This window comes from Bacillus sp. M5A3_1b, from assembly GCF_053345335.1.
The window spans coordinates 77753-102150 of the sequence record NZ_JBKEZY010000007.1 but is presented as its reverse complement, the minus strand read 5'-3'; the positions used below and the strand labels follow the sequence as shown (position 1 = coordinate 102150).

Below are 24398 nucleotides of genomic sequence, written 5' to 3'. Positions count from 1 at the left end.
CTTTCTATTCGGAAGGAAAGGAGGTGATAATATGGAGTTTTTGATTGATCTTGTAAAAGAGTTTCTGAAAGCGACTGTGCGCGAAGTTTCAGCGTATTTTTTGCGGAAGCAACTTCTAGATAAGGACAACAAAAAACCCACTCCGCGCCGTAGGAAGCAGAAGGGTGGGTTTCGTAAAAAGAAATAACTTATAATAACTACCACCCTATACGGTAGCAGTTAGGGAAGAGATGTTAGCGCATCTCTTCTTTTATTATATGCCATTTTATTTGATGTCATACTTATATAGTATTCTACCGAAAATATATCATATTCCTATTTTATGGTCAATTTGATTACATTTCCTCCGTAACATCATACCGAAGCAACTGCCCCTGATCATAAAACCTCTCAAAAAGAACCCCCATTACATAAAAGAATACTAGCCCGAAACCAATATGAATGAGTGTAAAAGTAGCTCCAAATGAAGAAAATTCATACACGAGAATTGGCAATTTCGCAGTTGTCCAAACGCCTAAGAAAAAGACGATATACCGAATACTTGCGCCTTTCTTTAGGAGTAGTGCTGCAATTGGGAAGGCAACGTAGAGAGGACCAGCTGCAATGCCGCCTAATAATAGAGAGAATAAGATTCCGTATATGCCGGATTTTTCGCCCATGTATTTCATGAGCGTTTCTTTCTTCACCCATTGATCAAGTAATCCTACAAATATTAGGACAGGGGGGAGTAGAAACAACATATCTAAAATGCTATTTCCTGTTAGTTGTAATGCGCTCCATCCTAAAGATTGATTTATAAAAGTTAAGGCAAAGAGTCCTAGTAGTAAGATGAAAAAGAAGCGATATCTTTTTAGTTCCTTCATACCATCACCACCCAAATGATGTAGGAGAATAGGAGTGACATGAGTAATGCAGATGCATTACGTGCGTAAGCAAAGCTTCGTCCAAATATTTTTTGTTCCATCGGTAATGTTGTAATTCCTACTGACATGAGTGTAGACATAAGTGCCGCAACTTGAGGAAGGCCTGCGCCGTGTTGTACTAACGTATTACCAAGTGGGAATACGACGAAGCTTGGAATAAGTGCAACGGAGCCGAGTATCGCTGAATAAATAATACCTAACAATCCAGATTGCTCCCCAATAATAGAAGAGATGAAAGACGGTGTTAATATAGAAAGCGATAAGCCAACGAAGAGCATGATGGAAAGCATCGCAGGTAGAAGATTGCGAAACATTTTCCATGACTTCATTAGAGCTTCTTTCGTTTTCGTGCGGTCCTTCATAAAAGAAATCCCCGTAAGCATAATGGCTAAAGTGTAAAGGATCACGCCATTAATCATGGTCGGAATCCTTTAATTCCTTATATTTGTCTATGAAAAAGGATAAGTTCTTCATTTTTTCTTCAATATCCATTTGGAAATCTGCCAATTGTCCTTTTCCAGCAGGCGTAATTTTGTACATCTTTCTCGGTTTGTCTTGATGATCTGTACTTACATAAGATTCAATTGCACCTTCGTTTTCTAATTTTTTTAGCGTACGATATAAAATGGCACTATCGATTGGATTGACGGGAAGTTCTTCCTCGCACTTTTGCAGTAATTGCCCGCCATAGTTATCATCTTCTGCTAAAAATAACAAAAGAAATGCACCTGTATGTCTTCCTGTATGTTTCATGGATATACCTCCTTGAATGAATTAGGATTTATACTGTTAATGACAGTATACTGTTGTTAACAGTATATGGTGCATGAAGTGTTATGTCAATTTGTAATGTTACATGTACTGAAAACGGTGTAAGAAAACTTGCTACGAGCAAAGCACAAATGGAAACTAAAATAAAGGAAGGGTAGGATATTTAAAATGAAGTGTACAACAGAATTGGTATGAGGGTTATTGGATGTACATCTATGGCCGCACTTCATGCAACAGGGGCAATAGCGCTTATAATAAAAATGATAGGTAAACAAGAAATAGAAATACTTCTTTATCTGGTGAAATTCTATCTAATTGTTTATTCTCAACGACTAGGATTTCCAAATACACAAGAAGGTTATGGATTAATCCAATTCAAATAAATAAAAAAGGCACCTTAGTATGCCTTTTTTATTACCACACTATGATATGTAGTTAATAATAAACTAATAAATTTCTTCATTTCTCTCTTCATTGGCAAACATGGTTTTTCTAATATTAAATGTTATGATCGCAAGTATAGAAATAATAATAATATTAGTGAGCTGACTGAAAAACTCATTATTTAATAAATGCGGTAAATTTCCTATCAAGATAATACAGATTGTTGTATATACTAAAAATGTTCCAATCCAAGAAATAATGTAATTAATAAATGCGGCTATTCTAGGGAAGTTAATAACTAGATAATTTAAAACAATGTAATATAGAACACAAGAAAGGATAAAAAATATAATATCCCAAAAATAAACGGCATACCCACTAGCTATGTTTACCGATATGAGTTTATGTAATGAATAAGCAGTGAATCCTCCTAAAAATAAAAAATCAACTAACACAGCTACGGTTCTACTAACCATTTTAGAAATCTTATAAAGGATAAATAATAAGAATAACAGTATAGGTAATATTAGTATCATTATTTTTTCACCTCCAATTTATTTATATAAAATAATTATAACAAATATAGAAAAATTAACCATATGAATAGAGAGAATTTTTATAATTATCAATCATATTAGGATGCCGTATTTAGGTGGGAAAATACGAAAGGTTCTTATCCGTCTGTTCCACATTCTATCTACAGAAGATAGGAGTTTTACATCAAAAAATACAAAAAAAAGACACTCTCAAGAGTGCCTCTCCTTAGCAGCCGAATCCGCCGCCCCAACAACTAGCTCCTACGATGATTAATAAGATAAAGAGCACAACAAGTAAAGCAAATCCGCCGCCGAAACCACAGCCTCCACCACAACTACCGCCATATCCCATATTAACTCCTCCTTCCATATAGACCATTTAATTAATGGATTTAATTTACTTTATGTTTTTACGGATAAACTTGAGCAGGTCCTTTTGAAAAATAAAAAGTGCTTAGATTTTAAAAGAGTTGACGACCTTATTTTTGTCACGGGTATTATGCTGATGACATATTGTATTTTATTCTGTGTATTGGGGGAAGGAGGATCTTTATGGCCAATTCTGAAATGATTTTACGATTACTTACGGATTTAAAGATTGAACAGCAAGCTTTAAAAGAGCAGTTGGAAAAAATACAAACTGCTGTGACTACTCTTGAAGAAAAATCAGCGATTGTGGAAGAGAAACCAACGACTATTGAAGAAAAACCAACGACTATTGAAGAAAAACCAGCTGTTGCTGCTGCAAAGCAAAGAGCTCATTCTGGACACCCAACATCTTTTCGTGCTTGGAGAGCATCTGCTCAAAGGAATTCATAAAAATATAAGAAAAGAAGACATCTAGTAAGATGTCTTCTTTTACTTGTACAATCCAAATGAGTTAAGAAGGTATATCCATATTGCTTTAAAAATAAGAAGAAAATAACGATTGTCGACTCCTGTTTTAGTATAGCATGTAATGATGAAATTTTTTATGTAATATTGCATATATATAGAATATATAATTTTAATCGTATATATTTTAGTTGTCTGTTATTTTTTTTAATTCATTTACTTATATTATTTTTGGAGCGCCCCAGTGATGGGGCCTTTTTTTATAATTGTGTTAAAGCGGAAACCCCTCAAGCATAAGGAGGGGTTACATGACTAGGAAAATGGTTACTGGTGTTTAATGAGGTGAAGACCTGGATGTTGCTTCTGAATTTCTTCTAAATGGATTACTATTTGTTTTTAAACTGTTCCCCATAAGTGATAAACCATGCCGATAACAAAAAATGCTAGTCCTACAAACAAAACAATTAAAGCAAGCATTCCGTTTTTATTATGTTCCATACAGTCAGCTCCTTTTTTTATGTACATACAAAAAGCCCTTAGTCGTAATTATGGCTAAAGGTTCCATTTCTCATACTTTTTAGTTTTTAAAGAAAAGGTACCTTATGGTGTCTTTTCTTTAAGGGGCATGGTAACGATTAGATTTTCTGGTTATAAAATAAAACAGGCTCCATAAAAGAGCGACCTTATTACGGACATAGTATTCTACTTTTTTTCCTCTTTGTAATTCAATGCAATCTCTACTATTTCTTCAGGTGTTAAGTCTCTAAAATCCCAAAAGATTAAGTCACTTGGAGCTGGGTGGGGTACATTCTCTTTTAAGATATCAATATACTTACTACCTAACTCATCTGGCAATTTAGGATCACATATTTGCTCTACAAGTTTAATAAGCTCTTCTTTAGTCATTTTACTATTCATGTTATATTCCTCCTATCATTTATAGCCTTTTTTCCAAAATTCTTCTCGAACTTCTTGCGGAATAATACCAATAGCACCATCATTATACATTAACTTCTTTTGGGTACCTAAACTTCGTTCGAGGTTAAAACTTGAGGTCACTGTACCTGGTGTCTTTCTTTTTACTGCACTTGAAGTTTTTGCAAACATAATGGAGGGCTTGTTTGGGGAGAAGGAACAGCTTAGAGCAGTATTAACAAAAGGTAAACAACTAGCAGGAGAATATGAAGAATGAAATAGGCAATATAATAGGGCAAAGAGACCTATTCTTTTAAGTGGAGCCTTACTAGTAATCATTTTAGTTATTTTAGAAATAATTGTTATATCACTAAAATAAATTATATCTATGACTCTTATATTAAAAGAACTTTTTATAACTAATACAGGTCAATGGCCTATGCTGATAGGAATTAACGTAATCATAGCATTAATTCTTTTGTTTTTTCCAATTATTAAACAAGTCACTAAGATTTATGTTTATTTCATAGGCAAGTGCTTTTTATTAAATAAACAAAAAAGACTAAAGAAAGAAATGTCACATAAGTTGGATCAACTTATTCATTCTACACAATTACCTCAATTATTTTGCGAAACTAAAATAATTGATAAATTTATGGAGTATTTAGATACATATCAAGCTGATAGTCTAAAGGAATGTGTAAAGCTTTATAAAGAAGAGGAAAGACATGATAAAATATTAGAGGGAATAGGAAATCTAAAAAAAGAAATGTCTGCCGTCGGCGAAAAAGTATCCGATGTTAGTGATAGAATATAAATAATCTTTTTTTATGCAAAAATAAAGAAAAGACACCCATATAAGAGTGTCTTTTCCGATAGTTTGTTTAGCAGAAGCAAGAAGCTCCAACGATGATTAATAAAATGAATAACACAACTAATAATGCAAATCCTCCAGAAAAACCGCAGCTTCCGCCGCAACTACCACCAAATCCCATAACAGTTCCTCCTTTAATAAGAGGGGAAAACAAAGGGTCACTCGTGTTTTTTAACGGATTCCATTTACTTTATGTTTTGACGTATAAACGTGAGCAGGTCCTTTTGAAAATAAAAAAGACACCTTGAGGTGCCTTTTGTCCCATGTATTTCATTCATATTCGTTAGTATAAAATTCTTTTATTAGTTTTATTTCATTTGTATCTGGGTTAAATTTAAATATTTTAATTTGATTAGATTCGTCTTTATAGGCAAATGTATTATCGCCAACTTGGGTCATATTGCTGGTGTTTACGATAGGGTCATTACCATGGTCAGTGATTTCCACAGTTTTCTCACGATCCCAAAACGCAATGACAATGATCAAGATGATAAGGCATATACGTATGTTACGTAGTTCTCTCGATACAGTATTCTCCATTTAATAGTCTCCTTCGTTGTTTAATAGATTTTGTTTATAAAAGAGATAATTATTATGAAAATAAATAAAAAAGACACTTTCAAGTGTCTTTTTTATTTGAGTTATGCGCATTACTTAATAAGACGCTAGTTCCTCATTCCGGATATGAGTAACTATGTAGGGTAATTAAATTATAACATTTTAACCAGTAATGGGTCTATATGGAATTTTATAGATAATTATGTTTGATTATTCAGAATGATATATGTAGTGAAAGGTATACGTTACCTACAGTAATTGTAAAATATAATGATGTATATAACTAGTCTTGTAATGAATGTAAGCAACAGCTGATCGATTGTTAGTATTTTCTTTGTAAAAAAATATTCAATAATTTATCATTGCAACCGCTTACTCTTTGTGTATAATAAAGGTAAGTTAATAAGTAAAAGGATTGTTACTGTTCGGCAGGCAAAACCTAAATTGATCTAGAGGCTACGGGTGTAGTGTAGCTTTTGGAATCAGTTTAGGTTTTTTTATTACCTTTTGTGACTTTAAGAAGAAGAAGGCGGAACAATATGAGAATCCATAAAATCTTAAATAACAATGTTGTTTGTACGATGAAGGATAATGAGACAGAAGTTGTACTTATGGGCAGAGGTTTGGGATTTCAGAAAAAAGTTGGCGATGCGATTGATGAATCTAAGATAGAAAAAACCTTTGTGCTAGAAACAAAAGAATTGTCAGAGAAACTTGCTAGGTTACTTACTGAAATTCCTGTAGAAAATTTAGAGATTACAGAGAGAATTATTCAGTTTGCTAAGACTGTTTTGCCGGGGACTTTAAGTGATTATATTTATCTTACATTAACGGATCACTTAAGTTTCGCCTTAACTCGGCATAAAGAAGGAATGGATCTCAAAAATACTTTGCTTTGGGAGATTAAGAGATTCTATCAGAAAGAGTTTGAAATTGGTCTACAAGCTTTGAACATCATTGAAGAAGAGACTGGGTTTAGACTTTCTGAAGATGAAGCAGGGTCAATTGCACTACATTTCGTGAATGCGCAGCAAGGAGAGCCGGCGATGCAACAAACGGTAGCGATGACGAAAATCGTCCAAGATATTTTAAATGTTGTAAAGTACCACTATAAGATGAACTTAGATGAAAGTTCATTTAATTATAGCCGGTTTGTAATACATTTACGATATTTCGCTCAGCGTTTAATGCAGAAGGAATTGAACTCGGCCGATGATGATTTTTTATACGAGCAAGTAAAAAGTAAGTACGAAGAGGCATATTGTTGTACAGAAAAGATTGAAGCATACTTGCAAAAAGCACATAATAGTCATCTTTCAAAAGATGAAAAAGTGTATGTAACGTTGCACATTCATCGTGTAACGAAACGCAATGAATTATGTAATTGAATAAACGGGATTGTTACTGTTTGGCAGGCAAAACCTAAATTGACTTGTAATGGAGTGATTCGTATGTATCACGCCGTTATGGTTAGTTTAGGTTTTTTCTTTTATAAAAAATAATAAATGGGATGATTGTAGGGAGGGGAAATTACTATGAAGTATGAAAAATTAGCAAAAGACATACTGAAGAATGTTGGCGGGAGAGAAAATATACATAGCGTTGTACATTGTATCACTCGTTTACGATTTCAGTTAAAAGATGAGGAGAAAGCAAATACAGAAGTACTGAAAAACATGGAAGATGTTGTGACTGTTATGAAAAGCGGCGGACAATATCAAGTTGTAATTGGTAACCATGTATCCGACGTGTATAAAGCGGTTATTGCTGCTGGAGGATTTCAGGAAGCTGAGGAAGAAAATACGAGTGAGAAGAAAAAGAGTAGTCTTATAGATATTCTTTCTAGCATTTTTACTCCTATTTTAGGGGTGCTAGCTGCAACAGGGATGATTAAGGGATTTAATGCTCTATTTGTAGCGTTAGGCTGGTTAAGTACACAGTCAGGAACGTATCAAATATTAAATGCAGTTGGCGATTCATTATTTTATTTCTTCCCGATTTTCCTTGGATATACAGCAAGTAAGAAATTCGGAGGATCACCATTCATCGGTATGGCAATTGGGGGAGCTTTAGTTTATCCGGCTTTATTAGGTTTAAAAGCAAGTGAGCCATTATATACGTTATTTGCAGGGACGATGTTTGAATCACCAATTCATATTACGTTTTTAGGCATACCAGTTATTTTAATGAACTATGCATCATCTGTTATTCCAATTATTCTTGCTGCTTATTTTGGAGCAAAAGTAGAACAGTCTTTAAAGAAAGTGATTCCGGATGTTGTGAAAACATTTTTATTACCATTCTTCACATTATTAATCGTTGTACCAGTTACATTTCTCGTTATTGGCCCAATTGCGACGTGGGCAGGGCAGTTTTTAGGACAGGCGACGCTTTGGGTTTATCATGCAAGCCCATTAGTAGCGGGTGCTTTACTCGGTGCTTTCTGGCAAGTACTTGTCATATTTGGCCTTCATTGGGGCGTCGTTCCGATTGGCTATAACAATTTAGCGGTAAACGGTGTTGATCCGATACTAGCGCTTATATTTGCCGCTTCATTTGCTCAAATTGGTGCTGTGCTTGGCGTTTGGATTAAAACGAAAGACAAGAAATCAAAAACACTTAGCATTCCAGCTTTTATTTCAGGTATTTTCGGTGTTACAGAGCCAGCGATTTATGGTATTACACTTCCGCTAAAAAAGCCGTTTATTATGAGCTGTATCGCTGGAGGAACTGGCGGCGCAATACTTGGCGTATTTGGTACACAAGTTTATATGACAGGTGGCCTTGGTATATTTACGCTTCCGACATTTATTAGTCCGAAAGATGGGATTACAGCTGGATTTTGGGGAGCAATTATTTCGATGGTTGTTTCTTTAATAGTAGGTTTTATTCTAACTTACTTATTTGGTTTTACGAAAAAACAAACATCTACAGAAACAACTGAAACAATTAATAAAATCGCTGCATCAAACGATGATGAAGTAATCTTTAGTCCTTTCCATGGCGCTGTTATGCCGCTTCAAAATATTGATGATGCTGCATTTGCATCAGGTGCGTTAGGTGAAGGAGTTGCGATTGAGCCTTCAGAAGGAAAGTTGTTTTCACCAGTTTCAGGTACGATTGCTGCGCTGTTCCCGACGAATCATGCGGTAGGAATTACGGCGGATTCAGGTGCTGAAATTTTAATCCATATTGGAATGGATACTGTGAAATTAAACGGCGAATTTTTCTCTTCTCATATTGAACAAGGAGCAAGAGTAGAAAAAGGACAATTACTTATTGAGTTTCATATAGCTGAAATCCAAAAGGCGGGTTACATTGTGACAACACCAGTTGTTGTTACAAATTATGATAAATATAGCATCAAAAAAACAGAAGTAGAAAAGATTCAAGCAGGAGATTCTTTATTAGAGTTAGGAGTTAAATAGTAGTTATATTTCATATTGGTTCACACGAAGAAAGGTATTCTTTGAGAAGCATAATACCTTTCCTCGTTAAATCTTATATAAAGGAGTTTTTCTATATGTCTAAAGTTATTTTTCCTAAAGGATTTTTATGGGGTGGAGCGACTGCAGCCAATCAAGTTGAAGGAGCGTATGCAGAAGACGGAAAAGGATTAACGACGGTTGATTTATTACCAACTGGTGAAAACCGCTGGGATATTATGAAAGGAAATATTCATTCCTTTACGCCCGTAGAAGGAGAGTTTTATCCATCACATGAAGCAATTGATTTTTATCATCGTTATAAAGAAGATATTGCTCTATTTGCAGAAATGGGATTTAAAGCGTTACGTGTGTCTATTGCGTGGACGCGTATTTTCCCAAGTGGTGAAGATGAAAAGCCAAATGAAGCAGGATTACAGTTTTATGATAATTTGTTTGATGAACTGTTAAAGCACGGTATTGAACCAGTTGTTACGATGGCTCACTTCGATGTACCTGTTCATTTAGTAGAAAAGTATGGAAGCTGGAGAAGTAGAAAGCTTGTAAACTTCTTCGAGACGTACGCAAAAACGATTTTTAATAGATATAAAGATAAAGTGAAATATTGGATGACGTTTAATGAAATTAATATGCTTTTACATTTACCTTTCATGGGAGCAGGTCTAGCATTTAAAGAAGGTGATAATAAAAAACAAATTCAGTATCAAGCGGCGCATCATCAACTTGTCGCAAGTGCGTTAGCTGTAAAAGCGTGTCATGAAATCATTCCAGATGCAAAAATCGGTTGTATGCTTGCGGCAGGTGCGACGTATCCGTACACATGTAATCCAGATGATGTACTTCGTGCGATGGAACAAGACCGTGAATCATTCTTCTTCATTGATGTACAAGCAAGAGGAGCATATCCTGGATACGCAAGACGATTCTTTAAAGATAACAATGTAACAATTGAAATGGAAAAAGAAGACGAGGAAATTTTAAAAGAGCATACAGTTGATTATATTGGCTTTAGCTACTATTCAAGCCGAGCAACAAGTACAGATCCAGAAGTGTTAAAAAGTATAACGAGCGGGAATGTATTCGGTTCTGTTGAAAATCCATATCTTGAAAAATCAGAGTGGGGATGGACAATTGATCCGAAAGGCTTCCGTATTACAGCGAACCAACTGTACGATCGTTACCAAAAACCTTTATTTGTCGTTGAAAATGGTCTCGGTGCAATCGATCAATTAAATGGTGAAGACGAAGTGAATGATGAATACCGTATTGATTACTTGCAAAAACATATGATTGAAATGTCCGAAGCAATCCAAGATGGAGTAGATATTATCGGTTATACAAGCTGGGGCCCGATTGATCTTGTAAGTGCTTCTACTGGAGAAATGAAAAAACGTTACGGATATATATACGTTGATAAAGATAATGAAGGAAAAGGTTCATTAAAAAGATCGAAGAAGAAAAGCTTCGATTGGTATAAGGAAGTAATTAAGACGAATGGTGAGAGTTTGGAGTCTTAAGTATGAAAAGGAGGCATCTTAATTGATGTCTTCTTTTTTTCATTGTGAATGATAAAGCGACATTTCCCTTTACACAAACATAAAGGTGTAATATAGTTTAGTTAAGTGAACTAAACTATTAGATAAGATGAAAGAGCAGCATGGAGGAAGAACGCTATGACTAAATCATATAAAGAAGTAATTAATGAAATGAATCGAGCCTACACGGAACTTTACATTTTACTATTTCAAGATTTAAAGGATGAGTTTGGTCTTACTGGGCAGCAAGAGAGCATGTTATTTCATATTAATTTAAATGAAAATACGACAGCGAATAACATTGCGAGTACTTTTAATATAACGAAAAGTGCGGTGAGCCAAGTTTTATCGAAATTGGAAAAGCAACAGATGATTTCAAAACAAGTTAATCCGAATAATAAAAGGGAGTATTTCCTTACGATCGGTCCAAATGGTAGTAAATATATCGAAAGATTGTCCGAGTTAGATGATGTATTGATTGAGAAATATTTCTCGAAAATTGATATCGGAGCTTTGCAGCAAATGACTGATACGTTAACGAAAATAAATAAAGTGATATTGGAAGAAAAACAGAAGGAACTTGAGTCTAATGAGTAAGAAGCAAGTTGAAGCAATTAGTAGAAAGGAGGAGAAGCGTGTGATGAGTTACATACCAAATATGATTACGATAGCAAATTTTGTGTGTGGGCTTTTAGCTATTCACGCTGTTTTCGTTCACGATATGTATGGTGCAGTTATGTTCATTATTACAGGGATGGTATTTGATCTGTTTGATGGCATGGTTGCTCGGAAACTTGATGCTGTTTCGGAAATTGGCGGAGAGTTAGACTCATTTGCGGATTTAGTTACCTTCGGTGTGGCACCATCTATTCTTGCCTATAGTGTCGCTTTAAAAGATTTGCAGTCTATCGGGATGATATGTGCACTCGCGTATAGTATTTGCGGAATGCTTCGGCTTGCAAGATTTAACACGCAACAAAGTAAACTCCCAACATTCATTGGAATGCCCATTCCATTTGCGGCAATGTGTCTCCTCATTTTATGCCTCTTAAATAATCCAGTTTCTGTGGCGTTTGGCACATGCGTACTCGCTTATTTAATGGTGAGCAAAATCAAATTCCCCCATTTTAAAAAGGATGTATCGGAAAGCTTGAAGTCCGAAAGATGGGATTAATAGGAAAGATAAGGAGCATAACATGATTCGTATGGCATTAAGATCATTCAACATACAAATATATTGTTTGCTAGGCGTGATGTTATTGGGATGGCTGATGACACCTTTTCGAGCCCAGTTTGTAGGGATAAGCATTGGCCTTTTAGTAAGTATGTACTGCGCCTGGATTTTAGAAAGGCGTATCGAAAAGTTCGGAGATAGCATCGTAAAAAAAGAAAAAGCACCAATGCTTGGCATGATGAATCGGTTTGCAGCCGCCATACTCGGAGCGATTATTATGTATGAAATTGAACACCGTGAGTACATGTGGACATTTGCAGCTGGAATTATGGGTGGGTATTTCTTAATTATTATTAATTTAGGGTATTACAGTATGAGGGATGCGAAGGAATAAAGTGCTGTGTAAATCACTAATTTGGATGTGAAAATTTTCCTTTATAGAGAGCTTTTTATTACAAAGAAAAGACACCCATATAAGAGTGTCTTTTCCGATAGTTTTTTAGCAGAAGCAAGAAGCTCCAACAATGATCAATAAAATAAACAATACAACTAGTAAAGCAAAGCCGCCGCCACAACCACTACTACAACTACCACCAAATCCCATAATAGTTCCTCCTTTAATAAGAGGGGAAAACAAGGGGTCACTCATGTATTTTAATGGATTCAACTTACTTTATGTTTTTTACACAATAATTGAGCAGGTCCTTTTGAAAATAAAGAAAAGACACCCTAAGGTGCCTTTCTCCGACTTGAACCATCTTAATTTTAATAATATTGGACTCCCGTCCGAATATTATTTTACCATGTTAAGTTGTTTTTGGAAATGTTCCATATCGATAATTGTAATAAACGGTTTAGTTTTGGAATTATGTATCTGTCTAAACGTTGAAATTAATAAGGGAACGATATACTTGAGGGTTTTTATGAGTGATTACAATCATACCATTAAAAAGAACCCCATAAATGATAAACCATTCCACTAACAAAAAACACTAATCCTAAAAACAAAACAATTAAAGCAAGTACTCCATTTTGATTATGTTCCATAAAATTAGCTCCTTTTAGAATTATTTTTATATACAAAAAAGCCTTTAGTCGTAATTATGGCTAAAGGCTTTGAGCATTATACTTTTTAGTTAATAAAATCTTATAAGAAGAATTTATAATGTTTTTTATCGAATTTGGAACTGAAAATGTACTAGCTTGATAATGAAGCCTGGCTATTAGAATTGAAAAATTTTAGTTTTATTATAATTAATAGAAATGAGAGTAGTGTGAATATAAAGCCGCTCCAAATAAGCTGGTGAATACCTAAGTTTGAAATGAACCAGCCTCCAATAGTGGTTCCTAAAGTAATTCCGAGATTTGAGAACGAAACGAATAGACTGTTACCAAATTCGGGTGCTTCTTTAGCTTCACTTATTAACCATGTTTGACCAACAATTAACCCACCAGCATGTACGATTCCCCAAACGAATACTATAAAAATCATTGGAACAAGGTAGGAACCTAAATAGTAAACCAATATGTAAACAATAGAATATAGAATAGGGAATGATATTACAGTGTTTATTATGTTTTTTTGTAGGAGACCACCAAATAAATGATTACCTAAAATCATAACTATACCAAATATGAATAGCATGATACTGATGAGAGATCCATTCATGGAAGTTACTTTTGCAAGGTACTCAGCGAAGTAGCTGTATACGGAAAACATGGCTGCAAAAAGGAATGTGACGGTTAAAATATTTAACCATAATCCTGGTTTGCCGAGTATACGAATTTGTTTGCCGAAAGACATTTTTTCTTTAACAGGCATAGAAGGAAGTAGGAGTAGTATTCCAATGAATGCAACAGTGTTAACGAATGCTCCGAATAAGAAAGCCATTTGGAGTGAAAATTGGTCTGCAAGGTAAGAGGTTAGTGGTACACCTAAAGCAAAGCCAACAGTAATTCCCATGAAAACTTTTGTAACTGCTTGACCGCTCTTTTCTGGAGGGACAAGTTTAGCAGCTGTTACAAGAGCGATTGAAAAGAAGAGTGGATGAAGCGCTGCCGGTAAAATACGAAAAATAAGCATGATTTCAAATTGTGTTGTATAAGCGTAGATTAAATTTGAAATAACAAATATAAAAATTGCTGTTAATAAAATTATTTTGCGATTCATACTAGAGACGAGCAGAATTAAAAATGGACCAGAAATAGCAACAACTAGTGCAAATATACTTACTAAAAATCCAGCTTGTGTAGTTGAAATTCCGAATTTTTCAGTGATTTGTGGTAATACGCCGACAATACCCATCTCGGTAGTAATAATTCCGAACACACCTATTGCGAGTGTCAGAATAAGTAAAGGATTTACTTTTTTCATTTATAAAACTCCCCATTCGTATCAGTATTTTGAAAATAAATTTATTAACAAAGAAGCATTATTATAAGCATGATTGGATGCCAATATTATCAGGAGTATGTAATCTTAAATACAATAACAGATATCTAAATAACTAGATATGATATATTAAAAAAAATTCTCCTTTCGATGTTTCTTGCTTTTATAGGCAGTGCAATTTATAAAAAGTAATTGAATACCTGTAAAAAAGCAGAATGTGTGAAAGCTAATAATCAATTAGTATGCTGATTGATTATTAGCTTTCATTTTATAATTCGTTTTGGACGTATTCAGAAAACTCTCGTATTGTTTTTTCATTTCGACGATAGTAGGTCCATTTTCCAATTCGGTCAGAATCTAGTAAGCCTGCTTTTTTCATAGTTAATAAATAACTAGAAATAACCGATTGAGCTAAGCCAGTTTTAAGCTGGATATCTCCTACACATACGCCAACTTGAAAGTTAAGGTCTTGTTCTAGATAAGGTTTTTCGTCGAAATGGTTTTCTGGATTTTTTAACCATGATAAAATTTGACATCTTGTTTCATTTGACAATGCTTTATAAATTAATAAAGGTTCCATAAGGATATTATATCTACTTTTATAGATTTGTAAATGGGTTTTAGTGATTTTAAGGGGAGAAGGTATATGTAGATTCTTTTAAATCTGAATGAGATGCTCTAGTAATAGGGCTTGTTTTTTCTTCGTTTGCTGTTATATAGTATGTTTGTCAACGGCAAGAAGTAGCAGGACAATAATATTAAATTGGCTGCCATTCGCAGGAATTTAAATTCATCTAATATTTTCGAATATACATAAAATATTCAAATTAAAAAAGAATGCTGATATTAATACCAGCATTCCTTTTTTAATTTCTGTCAGGGTCTTTAGTGTGTGCTACAAATAAGCCTTCAGATATACAAAGTTGCTCAACTAGTTTTAAATCTTTCGATTCAAAACTTACATAGGCAAAACAACCATCACCAATTATTACGCCTATTTTTAAATCAGAAAATACTAATATGAGCTTATCTACTTCTGTACACGGTAAAAATTTCAACACATCATCATTAAATTCAGTTATAGATTTTGTGTATTTGCTATAATTTAGGGATTCTACATTATCCAAAATGTAAATATTCTCATCATATAAATATAACTTACTTAAAGCTAAAACACTTTTGTTTAAAATGTTATATTTATTCTGTAGCAATATATTCTCTTCAAAATCAAAATACTTTTCACTCTTTACTATTTTTGGAAAAGTATCTACAACGTAAAAATCGGTATCTTCTTTCTCATAATATTCTTCAATTAACTTTTGAAACAAATCTTTGATTTCACACATTTTTTATCTAAGAACCTTTCCTTTACTATCTAAAGTAGCTTCCTTTTTTCCTTTTGGACTTATCAACTTCCATGCACTTCCTCCATGAGGGTTACCAGACCTTTCTTTAGAAATAGACCATCCTGATTTAGGATCTTTAAATAGTTGACCTGATACCCTTTGAGTAAACTTAGACATATTAATATGTCTAGATCCAGCTTTTAATGCCACTGGAACAAGGCGCATAATCGCAGCAATAGCAACTGGAATTAAAGGTAGTGCATACTGTACGCCATGTTCAGGAAGACCTTCAGTACCTTGTAGATTAGATTGCTCTAACTCACTGTAATCCTTCACTTCAAAATTATTTTCAAATGAAACATCGTTATTGTACTCTAATTCGTAAGTGCTTTCAATTTTATTTTCATAATTAGATACTTCTGCAAACCCCTTCTCAGGTGCAATTGTTGTAATCCCTAAAGCAAATGCTGAAGCGATTAGAAGTGGTTTAATAAATCTTTTCAATTAATTCATCCCCTTGTAATTTTTTACTGTACAACCAAATTTTAAGTTTAATAGGTATTTATTACAAGTATAGTTTTTTATGTTTTTTTTTGATAAGATTACCTTGTCAATAAATGTAAACTTAATGAAGTGTACGGTTATGAATTTTCAGAAAAATAATTTGAACTACAATAATATTGGATAGCAGCTTAATACATAAAATGTGGTTATCAAGTAGGAGGAAGGGGACTTAGGGTTTCTGCTCTTTTTTTCTTAAAGGGCCTGCTCAATTAATGCTTAAAAATATAAAGTAAACTGAATCCGTTAAAATACATGTGTGACCTTGCATTTCCACTCCGACTCAAAGGAGAGATTATGGTGGTAGTTACGCCGAGTCGATTAATAAGGATGGCAAAGTTATCACCTTTTCTCCAGTGGTAAATACTTTTAAGTTTGTTCATTAGTTCGATCGTTAATATTTCAGAGAGGACAGTACTTCGTTACGGTACCCTTTTTTCATTGTGGATGCCGACGCCCTTAATTAATATAATTCCTTAATAGTTTCTGTAGCGATTATATTAAAAGCATCCAGCTCTAAAATTGTATTACAAATTGCAATTGCCTTTTGATCAGAAATTAATTTATCTGGTACGGAATGAAGAAACAGTAATTGCAATAAACTATCCACATTTTCTTCCTTTGTTAAATCCACGGATCTTTTAGCATGATACAAAGCAGAATGATATGCTCCTTCAATATGGTATAAAGGATTTACTAATAAATCAAATGCAAGATCATGTAACTCACTTGATTCTTTTTTCGTTAATAAATAATGTATAAAACTATAATTGGTAATACTGCTGTTTTCATAAGTAACATATAGCATTTCTTCTGAGAAGTCCTTAAAGCTATTGTTTTTAAATAACTTTTCAGCTTCTTCGAAAGCGGCCGAAGTGATTAGATTTTCTAGCTTTTTTAACATTATGTATTCACCCACGCATCATGAATTCTTATTTTATCAAGTACCCTTTCATTCATGCTTCCTGTTTTCCTCTTGTCAGAATAAGTATATCTGGTTGAGTCAGACTTTAACTTATATATACTGTATGGATGAAAATACTACAAGGTTGCATGTGAAGATTTAAGAAAAATTTTATGTTTACCCCACTTTTTATTTTAAAAGTTTTTCCTATCCTATAAACAACAAAGTCATAGATGAAATTGTAAAGTTAGGGGATTCTACATGGATACAGGAGTTTTGATGAGTTATTTGTATACTTATTTTTTTACTATTATGTTTTGTATTGTGTTTCAAATTGGATTTTATTTTAAAGTGAAAAGAGCTATATCTATTCTGCATTTTTTGTGGGTATATGTTTTTCTGTTCTACCTTTCGCTCGTGTATAAGGTGACGCAAATCGCGACTGTATGGGATATAAGTAGATATGAAACGTGGATTCGTGTAAATCAAATTAATTTGACTCTATTTGATACGGCAGGTAGTACGACGTATCTTTTAAACATTGTACTGTTTATGCCGTTCGGTTTTTTACTACCGACTATTTGGCCGCAGTTTAGAAAAATGAAAAACACCGTATGTGCGGGATTCTTTTTTTCATTGGCAATTGAGTTAAATCAATTACTAAATAATAGAATTACAGATATTGATGATGTATTTACGAATACCCTCGGGGCGATTGTTGGGTATGTATTATATAAAATATTATATACAGCATTATTTAAAATGATATTAAAAAGAGAGGGCAAAAATCTTGATACGAACTCTTCTTTAGTCATAAAATACGAAGCTGTTTTTTGTTTAGTTTGTTCATTTGTAGGTGCGATGTTCATTTATTATCCAGCTTTATTTGGAAGACCTGTCATCCTTCAGTGAGGTGATTATGCCCTTGTGCGATTTCGTTTATAAAATGATTCTAGTTCTCCTCGCTTAAACACGGTAAAATGTGAATGGTTCATCCTTTTTTCTAATTTAATAGATATAGTTTATGTATGACATGATAGGCAGGTGTAAATGTGTTACATGTTCAATTATCCCAATACGTACTAAAAGAGTATCAACCAGCTCTTCATACAGATGGAAAAAGAGTGTATATGTTAAAAGATGAAGGATTATCACCGTATCCTATCTATTTAAATCGTCCTATTATGATAGGGGTGGGAACAAATTGGAATCAGCATACAGGATTCGAAGAAATCATTAAAGGATTGATAGGTGCAAATAAAAAATTTCCTATGTATATGTTATTTGAAACGTATTTATGTAGAAACTTTATTGAAGGTTTTTTAGAAGAGAATAAACTCCATTTTGAGCTAGTTTTTACTAATAAGAAAAGGGATACGAACTTTTTTAACGTGTTCATTACTATAACCACACTTATGAAGTATTTCTTCCAATCAGCACAAGATTCTCTCTATACGTTATTAAGCTATTCAGCAGACTGTAAGGTTATCAGTAATCGTACTGGTGAGATTGAAATAAAGGCTGACAGTTTCTATCCAAGCTTTTCATTTATGTATGATGCGCAAGAATTATTTATTATTGGTGGGGAAGAGAAATGGTCTGATATCCATTATATAAAAAGATTTTTTCATCTTGAGCAGATTACAGATGAGCTGAATATTGATGTAAGAAAATGAGAGATGAGTAAACCCTCAAGTATAGAACGATATACTTGAGGGTTTTTATGTATGAAGAAGGCTCTTATATCATATATTTTATTCGTCGTTCCATGTAAGTCATTCGGTTTATAAAAACAATGTGTCGAATAGATCAGTAAAGAAGGCTTTTCTATTTTTCCCTAGAATGAACAGTAATGAATAATCTAATTCCTTCATGTAATAAGGAGGCAGTAAAATTTGAACAGGAAAATTTGGTTTGTAGTTACTTGTTTTGCTTTTTTAGTAGCTAGTTATATTGTTGTCCAATATTTTATTATGGATGGATTTCAAACAGGGCTTGTAAAAGTGAAGCTTATGTTTGGATCTAAATTAAGTGCGTTCTGGTATATGATGCTATTTATACATATTACAACTAGTATAGTAGCATTAGTAATTGGTCCTTTTACATTATCCACTAGATTTAGAGAAAGGAATATCAACCGTCATCGAATAGTTGGGAGAATCTATATGGTTGGTATATTATTAGGAGGCGTTTCTGGACTATATCTATCCTTTTATGCTACGGGAGGATTGGTAGCGAAGCTAGGTTTCGGTTTGTTATCTGTATTTTGGCTAACATCAGCATATGAAGCGTTACATAGAGTTAAGAATAAAAAAATTAAAGAGCATCGGAATTGGATGATTAGAAATTATTCTTTAACCTTTGGAGCAGTTACATTAAGAATTTGGCTACCGTTGTTTATCGTTCTATTTGGAATAGAGCGGTTTGAACTTAGTTACGCTATTATTGCTTGGTTAGCGTGGGTACCTAATTTAATTGTTGCAGAATTATTCATAAGAAAAAGACTTAATAAAGGAAAGTACCAGGGAAATGAGAATTTACATTTTTGATATAAATTTGCTGTAATATTGAGTGCAGAATTCTTCAGTAATTGAATATTTTAATAGCTGGATTTCGTTTGTAGATTCAAAAATCCACTAACTTTATTGAATAAATAGAAAATACTTTCTTTTTCCGTCTATTTAATTTAATATCAATAAGGGCACCAAAAAATTAGATAGAGGTGCTAGAATGTACGGTATTATTAATTATGAAGTGTTTTTACTAACAGGAATTTTATTGAATTTAATTCCTGGTGCGGACACCATGTATATTGTGGGAAGAAGTATTTCACAAGGTAGAAAAGCAGGTGTGTATTCTGTTTTTGGTATTATTACTGGTTCTTTAGTTCATACGTTATTGGTTGCTTTTGGTTTATCTATTATACTTACAAAATCCATTGTGCTATTTAACACTATTAAGGTTATAGGTGTTATCTATCTTGTATATTTAGGGATTAAAATGACACTTGATAAGACAAATGTAGCTTTCCAGGCCTCATCCAATAAATTGAACATTAGAAAAATATATATACAAGGGCTTTTAACAAGTCTTACGAATCCAAAAGTCTCTTTATTCTTTATTGCGTTTCTTCCGCAATTTATAGATACAAAGGCTTCAGGTCCTATGCCTTTTATCATTTTAGGACTTACTTTTACAGTAACTGGACTATTATGGTGTTTATTTGTTGCTTATTTCTCTTCATATGTTACAAAAAAATTAAGAGGAAACCAAAAGGTAGGAATGATTCTAAATAAGATAACAGGACTGATTTTTATTGGTATGGGGTTAAAGTTGCTTCAAACAAAAGCTCCTCAATAAACCTGAATAACATAAAAATGCCCCCTTTCAAGAGATGTAATCTTAGGTTTAGGCTAATTTCTACATACTAAAAAGTCCCTTTAACTTTGAAGGGACTTTTTGCTTGTTATTTTGAGTTATTTAAAAATTCATTTCAAGAAACAACCTATACTTTAATTGACGTTGTGCGAGTTTAACTTGATAGCAATGGGGTAAGCACAGCGGATATTTCAAGGTGGGGATCGATCTGCCCGTAAAAGTCCGATTGGTGAGGGCTGATAATCAGTGGGGATGAACAAAACCCCCAACTGATTAAAGTTTCACTTTATTTGTATTACCAACTAGCAGTTTCCGTACTTTCTTTCAACCACTTCACCCAATCAGAATCTTCCACCTTAAGCAAACTAAGCGAAACACCTTTCATATCTAAAGAAGTTAGCAATGTACCAACTTTTACGAATGTAATCTGTAATCCTTCCAGCTCACATAAACGGCGAATGTCATTTGCGAAAATGTATTGTTCCATTAGTGGAGTTGCGCCTAATCCGTTAATGAGGATGGCGAAGTTGTCGCCTTTTCTCCAGCGGTAAATGCTTTTTAGTTTGTTCATTAGTTCGATCGCTAATATTTCAGAAGAGGATAGTGCTTCTTTACGGTAACCTTTTTCGCCGTGAATGCCGACGCCGTAAAATACTTCATCGTCGTTTAATGTGAATGAAGCTTTTCCTTTCACCGGATCGTTTGCAGGTGAAAGTGCGACCCCTAATGTGTGTAAGTTTTCAGTGATAGAATGGCCGAGTGTTGTTAGTTCGTCTAAAGAGTGACCTGCAAGAGCGGCCGCACCGAGTATTTTTTGAACGAAAACAGTACCAGCGACGCCGCGTCTTCTTTTATTAAACGAAGCATCATCTTCAATTGAAACGTCGTCATTTACGATGATATGGTCAATTTTTCTTCCTTCTTCTTTAGCAATTTGTTCAGCCGCAAGAAAGTTTGCTACGTCATCTTTAAAGTTTTTGATGATGAATAAAATACTTTTATTTTTTGGCATGAGGCGAGTTGCCGTAATAATTTGTTCCACTGTAGGCGGAGTGAAAATATTGCCGTTTACGGCCGCTGTAAGCATACCTTTTCCTACATAACCAATATCAGCAGGTTCATGTCCGCTACCACCACCGCTTATAATAGCGACGTTTTGCTTCAGTTTTTCTATATCTTTTACATAAATGATGTTATTTGTTTCGTTGTAATTTACTTTGTCGTTATGTTCAAAATAAAAACCATGCATCATATCTTGAACGATATTTTGTACATCATTCATAATCTTTTTCATTGCTTTTGCCACCCTTTAATTACTTTGCTGATTGTTCCAATAATAGTAGTAATTGATTATTTATCATATTTTTCATGAGTGAAGACATAATGGACGGATCTACTTCGCATTTGCTTTCAATCCAATCTTTTATCGTTCCAACGAAGCCGTGACTATAAAAAGAGGCAATCGTATTTTTTGTCTCGTCAGAAAGGCTGAATCCACAGCTCACAGATAATTCATCAATAATTTTCATATATAAGTTTTTCGTATGCTCAAATAAATAGTGATTAAACGAGTTTTGCTCAATGACTTTAAAAGCATTTCGGTAAAATTTTTGATTTTCATAAAAGTAATCAAATAGTAAATCGAAAATGTTTTCCCACGTTTCATAGTCGAGAAAGTCGATAATGTTCTCTTTCGTTTCTTCTCTATAAATCCAGCTTAATAGTTCAAATTTATCTTTAAAATGATAATAAAAAGTTTGCCTGCGCATTTGACAGTGTAACATAATATCGCTCACTGATATTTTATGAAATGATTCTGTTTCCATTAAATACTTCAATGAATTTGCGATTATCTTTTTAGAAATTATAGAAGAGGTCATGTGAATCATCCCTAGAATGTTATTAATATGAAAATCCTATCCATAAATGAGAGCGGTGTCTTTAGACAAATTGTCCATTTTGTCCGTTTACTATAAAACGCTTTCATTTTAACATAAGTAGTAAGAAGAAGATTTCAAATATATCACAATATATTAAAGGAATTGAGGGAGAATCACAATGAAAAAGATTATAAACAAACCAGAAACATTAGTAATGGAAATGTGTAACGGAATGGTTATGGCTCACCCAGAGCTTGAGCTTTTGAAAAAATATAAAGTAATTAAGAAGAAAGAAATGAACGAAAATAAAGTAACGTTAATTAGTGGCGGCGGTAGTGGTCATGAGCCAGCGCATGCAGGATTAGTCGGAAAAGGAATGCTAGATGCGGCAGTGTGCGGAGATGTGTTTGCTTCGCCTTCACAAATTCAGGTGTATCAAGCAATTAAAGAGACAGCGAGTAAAAAAGGTACGTTATTAATTATTAAAAATTACAGCGGCGATATTATGAATTTCAAAAACGGTGCACATTTAGCGACGGAAGATGGAATTGAAGTCGACTACGTAAAAGTGGACGATGATATTGCGGTAGAAGATAGTTTGTATACAGTAGGACGCCGCGGCGTTGCGGGCGTTATTCTCGTTCATAAAATTGCCGGCGCAGCAGCGGAAGCAGGTATGGATTTAGGTGCGGTGAAAGCTGTGGCGGAAAAAGCAGCGGCTAACGTGCGTACAATCGGTTTAGCGTTAACTTCTTGTACAGTTCCAGCGAGCGGATCACCTACTTTCACACTTGCGGAAGATGAAATGGAATATGGCGTAGGTATTCATGGCGAGCCAGGAATTAAACGTGAAAAAATGTTATCAGCAGATGAATTAGCGAACCGTATGACAAACGATCTTGTAAAAGACTTAGAAGTAAAAGACGGCGAAGAAATTGCGCTTCTAGTTAACGGTTTTGGCGGAACACCACTGCAAGAACTTTACCTATTTAATAACGCAGTTACGCGAGAATTAGCTGCTAGAAACATTAAAATTAATAGAGTATTCGTCGGTAATTATATGACGAGTATTGATATGGCGGGTATGTCTTTAACAGTAATGAAACTAGACGATGAGCTAAAAACATTACTATCTAAAGAATGTAATACACCAGCGTTTAAAGTAGATGGACCAGTTGAAAGTGTAGAGTACGTGAATGTACTTGAAGATGTAGAAGAGAAGGAAGTTTCATTTGAAATAGAAACAGCTGAAGAGCACGCTGTTATAAAAGATAATGTCATCACATTAAACAATATGGTTTATCTCGTTGATAAAATGAGCGACATTATTATTAAAAATGAAGTATCGTTCTGTGAGTTAGACACGCACGCTGGTGACGGGGACTTCGGAATGAGTGTGGCAAAAGGATTTAAGCAATTAAAACGTGAGTGGCATTCTATTGTAGAACAAGAGAACGTAACGATCGGATCATTCCTTGACGGTTGTTCGATGATTATTATGGAACATTGCGGCGGCGCATCTGGTCCAATTTGGGGCGGAGCATTCCGAGCAGCTAGTAAAGCAGCTGGCGAAAAACGTGAGCTAACAGTGAAAGAATTCGCTGAAATGTTGCAAGCAGCACTGCAAGGCATACAATCTATCGGTGAAAGATCATTTGGCAGAGGAGCAGTAGTTGGTGATAAAACACTTGTTGACGCACTTGCTCCATGTGTAGATTCTTGGTTAGGTAGCGCTTCAAACGAAGAAGACATGAAAACTGCCTTTGAAAAAGGAGCAGAAGCAGCGGTTAAAGGAGCAGAGTACACGAAAGAAATCGTTGCTCGCATGGGCCGCGCTGGTACAGTTGGCGAGAGAAGTTTAGGCTATCCAGATGCAGGTGCACATGCACTTGGAGTTATCTTTACGGAGATTGCGGGTAGTTTGAAATAGGAATGTGAAGATCCCCTCTGCCTTGTGGTGGAGGGGGTTTTTATTTATAACCATCAT

General features: G+C 34.2%; 31 protein-coding genes and 2 pseudogenes. 15 read left to right on the top strand and 18 right to left on the bottom strand.

Translation table 11 applies throughout. From position 1 onward, the window contains the following. Window positions 1-31 precede the first annotated feature (31 nt). Window positions 32-187 carry a hypothetical protein gene (locus tag ACLBWW_RS20135; protein ID WP_016136571.1) on the top strand — a complete coding sequence of 52 codons (156 nt, stop codon included), beginning with the start codon at window positions 32-34 and terminating at the stop codon, window positions 185-187. Window positions 188-335: 148 nt separating this feature from the next. Here ACLBWW_RS20135 and ACLBWW_RS20130 read toward each other — a convergent pair whose 3' ends face one another. From ACLBWW_RS20130 to ACLBWW_RS20120, 3 genes are read right to left on the bottom strand one after another with little or no spacing between them, the layout of a single operon-like run. Then, window positions 336-863, bottom strand: coding sequence for a permease (locus tag ACLBWW_RS20130; protein WP_048545509.1), 528 nt, complete (start codon window positions 861-863; stop codon window positions 336-338). Then, a complete protein-coding gene (locus ACLBWW_RS20125; RefSeq protein ID WP_262721070.1) occupies window positions 860-1342 on the bottom strand; it encodes a hypothetical protein in 483 nt (160 codons plus the stop codon). Before ACLBWW_RS20125 ends, ACLBWW_RS20130 begins: the two co-directional genes overlap by 4 nt. After that, a complete protein-coding gene (locus tag ACLBWW_RS20120) occupies window positions 1335-1676 on the bottom strand; it encodes a PadR family transcriptional regulator (protein WP_098820650.1) in 342 nt (113 codons plus the stop codon). Before ACLBWW_RS20120 ends, ACLBWW_RS20125 begins: the two co-directional genes overlap by 8 nt. Before the next feature lie 233 nt (window positions 1677-1909). Here ACLBWW_RS20120 and ACLBWW_RS20115 point away from each other — a divergent pair, with 233 nt between their 5' ends. Further along, on the top strand, window positions 1910-2077 hold the full coding sequence (locus ACLBWW_RS20115; protein ID WP_016089077.1) for a hypothetical protein: 168 nt from the start codon (window positions 1910-1912) through the stop codon (window positions 2075-2077). A gap of 63 nt (window positions 2078-2140) precedes the next feature. Here ACLBWW_RS20115 and ACLBWW_RS20110 read toward each other — a convergent pair whose 3' ends face one another. Together ACLBWW_RS20110 and ACLBWW_RS20105 are read right to left on the bottom strand one after the other, a co-directional pair. Next, entirely contained in the window at window positions 2141-2614 is a 474-nt protein-coding gene (locus tag ACLBWW_RS20110; RefSeq protein ID WP_098801911.1) for a hypothetical protein, read from the bottom strand. A 226-nt stretch (window positions 2615-2840) separates the two neighbouring features. Next, window positions 2841-2966, bottom strand: coding sequence for a YjcZ family sporulation protein (locus tag ACLBWW_RS20105; RefSeq protein ID WP_000540377.1), 126 nt, complete (start codon window positions 2964-2966; stop codon window positions 2841-2843). A gap of 200 nt (window positions 2967-3166) precedes the next feature. On the opposite strand from ACLBWW_RS20105, the gene ACLBWW_RS20100 reads away from it, so the two are divergent. Continuing rightward, window positions 3167-3433: a hypothetical protein gene (locus ACLBWW_RS20100; RefSeq protein ID WP_048545499.1), complete on the top strand. Its 267-nt coding sequence runs from the start codon at window positions 3167-3169 to the stop codon at window positions 3431-3433. Window positions 3434-4150: 717 nt separating this feature from the next. Here the strand turns inward: ACLBWW_RS20100 and ACLBWW_RS20095 are convergent. Together ACLBWW_RS20095 and ACLBWW_RS20090 are read right to left on the bottom strand one after the other, a co-directional pair. Next, entirely contained in the window at window positions 4151-4366 is a 216-nt protein-coding gene (locus ACLBWW_RS20095) for a bacteriocin immunity protein (protein WP_001086227.1), read from the bottom strand. A 21-nt stretch (window positions 4367-4387) separates the two neighbouring features. Further along, a pseudogene (locus ACLBWW_RS20090) lies at window positions 4388-4567 on the bottom strand (WXG100 family type VII secretion target); the annotation flags it as partial. Window positions 4568-4802: 235 nt separating this feature from the next. Between ACLBWW_RS20090 and ACLBWW_RS20085 the strand changes: the two are divergent. After that, on the top strand, window positions 4803-5180 hold the full coding sequence (locus ACLBWW_RS20085) for a hypothetical protein (protein ID WP_131706354.1): 378 nt from the start codon (window positions 4803-4805) through the stop codon (window positions 5178-5180). Between the two features lie 67 nt (window positions 5181-5247). On the opposite strand, the gene ACLBWW_RS20080 is transcribed toward ACLBWW_RS20085, so the two are convergent. Further along, on the bottom strand, window positions 5248-5358 hold the full coding sequence (locus ACLBWW_RS20080; protein ID WP_000505686.1) for a YjcZ family sporulation protein: 111 nt from the start codon (window positions 5356-5358) through the stop codon (window positions 5248-5250). A 149-nt stretch (window positions 5359-5507) separates the two neighbouring features. Continuing rightward, window positions 5508-5777: a YmzC family protein gene (locus tag ACLBWW_RS20075; protein WP_048545492.1), complete on the bottom strand. Its 270-nt coding sequence runs from the start codon at window positions 5775-5777 to the stop codon at window positions 5508-5510. 557 nt (window positions 5778-6334) lie between these two features. Here ACLBWW_RS20075 and licT point away from each other — a divergent pair. The 6 genes from licT (at window position 6335) to ACLBWW_RS20045 (ending at window position 12344) form a co-directional block, all read left to right on the top strand. Further along, window positions 6335-7183: a BglG family transcription antiterminator LicT gene (gene licT, locus ACLBWW_RS20070; protein WP_447614190.1), complete on the top strand. Its 849-nt coding sequence runs from the start codon at window positions 6335-6337 to the stop codon at window positions 7181-7183. Between the two features lie 147 nt (window positions 7184-7330). After that, window positions 7331-9223: a beta-glucoside-specific PTS transporter subunit IIABC gene (locus ACLBWW_RS20065; protein ID WP_098801912.1), complete on the top strand. Its 1893-nt coding sequence runs from the start codon at window positions 7331-7333 to the stop codon at window positions 9221-9223. A gap of 95 nt (window positions 9224-9318) precedes the next feature. After that, window positions 9319-10758, top strand: a complete 1440-nt coding sequence (locus ACLBWW_RS20060) for a 6-phospho-beta-glucosidase (RefSeq protein WP_098801913.1) — start codon at window positions 9319-9321, stop codon at window positions 10756-10758. A 156-nt stretch (window positions 10759-10914) separates the two neighbouring features. Continuing rightward, window positions 10915-11373, top strand: a complete 459-nt coding sequence (locus ACLBWW_RS20055; RefSeq protein WP_000167608.1) for a MarR family winged helix-turn-helix transcriptional regulator — start codon at window positions 10915-10917, stop codon at window positions 11371-11373. Then, the gene (gene pssA, locus ACLBWW_RS20050) at window positions 11366-11950 is read left to right on the top strand and encodes a CDP-diacylglycerol--serine O-phosphatidyltransferase (protein WP_116442975.1); all 585 of its coding nucleotides are present in this window, start codon (window positions 11366-11368) and stop codon (window positions 11948-11950) included. Before ACLBWW_RS20055 ends, pssA begins: the two co-directional genes overlap by 8 nt. A 22-nt stretch (window positions 11951-11972) precedes the next feature. Next, window positions 11973-12344 carry an ATP synthase subunit I gene (locus tag ACLBWW_RS20045; RefSeq protein ID WP_048545484.1) on the top strand — a complete coding sequence of 124 codons (372 nt, stop codon included), beginning with the start codon at window positions 11973-11975 and terminating at the stop codon, window positions 12342-12344. A 105-nt stretch (window positions 12345-12449) separates the two neighbouring features. Here ACLBWW_RS20045 and ACLBWW_RS20040 read toward each other — a convergent pair whose 3' ends face one another. The 7 genes and pseudogenes from ACLBWW_RS20040 to ACLBWW_RS20010 form a co-directional block, all read right to left on the bottom strand. Continuing rightward, window positions 12450-12554 (bottom strand): YjcZ family sporulation protein, encoded by a 105-nt coding sequence (locus tag ACLBWW_RS20040; protein WP_000505689.1) that lies wholly within the window; start codon window positions 12552-12554, stop codon window positions 12450-12452. A 594-nt stretch (window positions 12555-13148) separates the two neighbouring features. Then, window positions 13149-14324, bottom strand: a complete 1176-nt coding sequence (locus tag ACLBWW_RS20035; protein ID WP_048545482.1) for an MFS transporter — start codon at window positions 14322-14324, stop codon at window positions 13149-13151. A 286-nt stretch (window positions 14325-14610) separates the two neighbouring features. Continuing rightward, entirely contained in the window at window positions 14611-14922 is a 312-nt protein-coding gene (locus tag ACLBWW_RS20030; protein ID WP_002140623.1) for an ArsR/SmtB family transcription factor, read from the bottom strand. A 286-nt stretch (window positions 14923-15208) separates the two neighbouring features. Beyond that, the gene (locus ACLBWW_RS20025) at window positions 15209-15688 is read right to left on the bottom strand and encodes a hypothetical protein (protein ID WP_002064076.1); all 480 of its coding nucleotides are present in this window, start codon (window positions 15686-15688) and stop codon (window positions 15209-15211) included. A gap of 3 nt (window positions 15689-15691) precedes the next feature. Then, a complete protein-coding gene (locus ACLBWW_RS20020) occupies window positions 15692-16192 on the bottom strand; it encodes a hypothetical protein (RefSeq protein ID WP_048545478.1) in 501 nt (166 codons plus the stop codon). Between the two features lie 362 nt (window positions 16193-16554). Next, window positions 16555-16707 (bottom strand): annotated as a pseudogene (locus tag ACLBWW_RS20015) (DhaKLM operon coactivator DhaQ); the annotation flags it as partial. 5 nt (window positions 16708-16712) lie between these two features. After that, window positions 16713-17153 (bottom strand): hypothetical protein, encoded by a 441-nt coding sequence (locus ACLBWW_RS20010; protein WP_048545477.1) that lies wholly within the window; start codon window positions 17151-17153, stop codon window positions 16713-16715. 261 nt (window positions 17154-17414) lie between these two features. Here ACLBWW_RS20010 and ACLBWW_RS20005 point away from each other — a divergent pair, with 261 nt between their 5' ends. The 4 genes from ACLBWW_RS20005 (at window position 17415) to ACLBWW_RS19990 (ending at window position 20513) form a co-directional block, all read left to right on the top strand. After that, window positions 17415-18065 (top strand): VanZ family protein, encoded by a 651-nt coding sequence (locus ACLBWW_RS20005; RefSeq protein ID WP_098641936.1) that lies wholly within the window; start codon window positions 17415-17417, stop codon window positions 18063-18065. A 140-nt stretch (window positions 18066-18205) separates the two neighbouring features. Continuing rightward, window positions 18206-18829 (top strand): hypothetical protein, encoded by a 624-nt coding sequence (locus tag ACLBWW_RS20000; protein ID WP_048545474.1) that lies wholly within the window; start codon window positions 18206-18208, stop codon window positions 18827-18829. A gap of 219 nt (window positions 18830-19048) precedes the next feature. Continuing rightward, a complete protein-coding gene (locus ACLBWW_RS19995) occupies window positions 19049-19702 on the top strand; it encodes a DUF2306 domain-containing protein (protein WP_098633530.1) in 654 nt (217 codons plus the stop codon). Window positions 19703-19883: 181 nt separating this feature from the next. Further along, window positions 19884-20513, top strand: a complete 630-nt coding sequence (locus ACLBWW_RS19990) for a LysE family translocator (protein ID WP_098631432.1) — start codon at window positions 19884-19886, stop codon at window positions 20511-20513. A 313-nt stretch (window positions 20514-20826) separates the two neighbouring features. Here the strand turns inward: ACLBWW_RS19990 and dhaQ are convergent, their stop codons facing one another. Together dhaQ and dhaS are read right to left on the bottom strand one after the other, a co-directional pair. Further along, entirely contained in the window at window positions 20827-21825 is a 999-nt protein-coding gene (dhaQ, locus tag ACLBWW_RS19985) for a DhaKLM operon coactivator DhaQ (RefSeq protein ID WP_048545465.1), read from the bottom strand. A gap of 19 nt (window positions 21826-21844) precedes the next feature. After that, complete coding sequence (dhaS, locus tag ACLBWW_RS19980; RefSeq protein ID WP_000204220.1) at window positions 21845-22411, bottom strand: dihydroxyacetone kinase transcriptional activator DhaS; 567 nt, start codon at window positions 22409-22411, stop codon at window positions 21845-21847. Between the two features lie 178 nt (window positions 22412-22589). Here dhaS and dhaK point away from each other — a divergent pair, with 178 nt between their 5' ends. Beyond that, on the top strand, window positions 22590-24341 hold the full coding sequence (gene dhaK / locus ACLBWW_RS19975) for a dihydroxyacetone kinase subunit DhaK (RefSeq protein WP_098706458.1): 1752 nt from the start codon (window positions 22590-22592) through the stop codon (window positions 24339-24341). Window positions 24342-24398 lie beyond the last annotated feature (57 nt).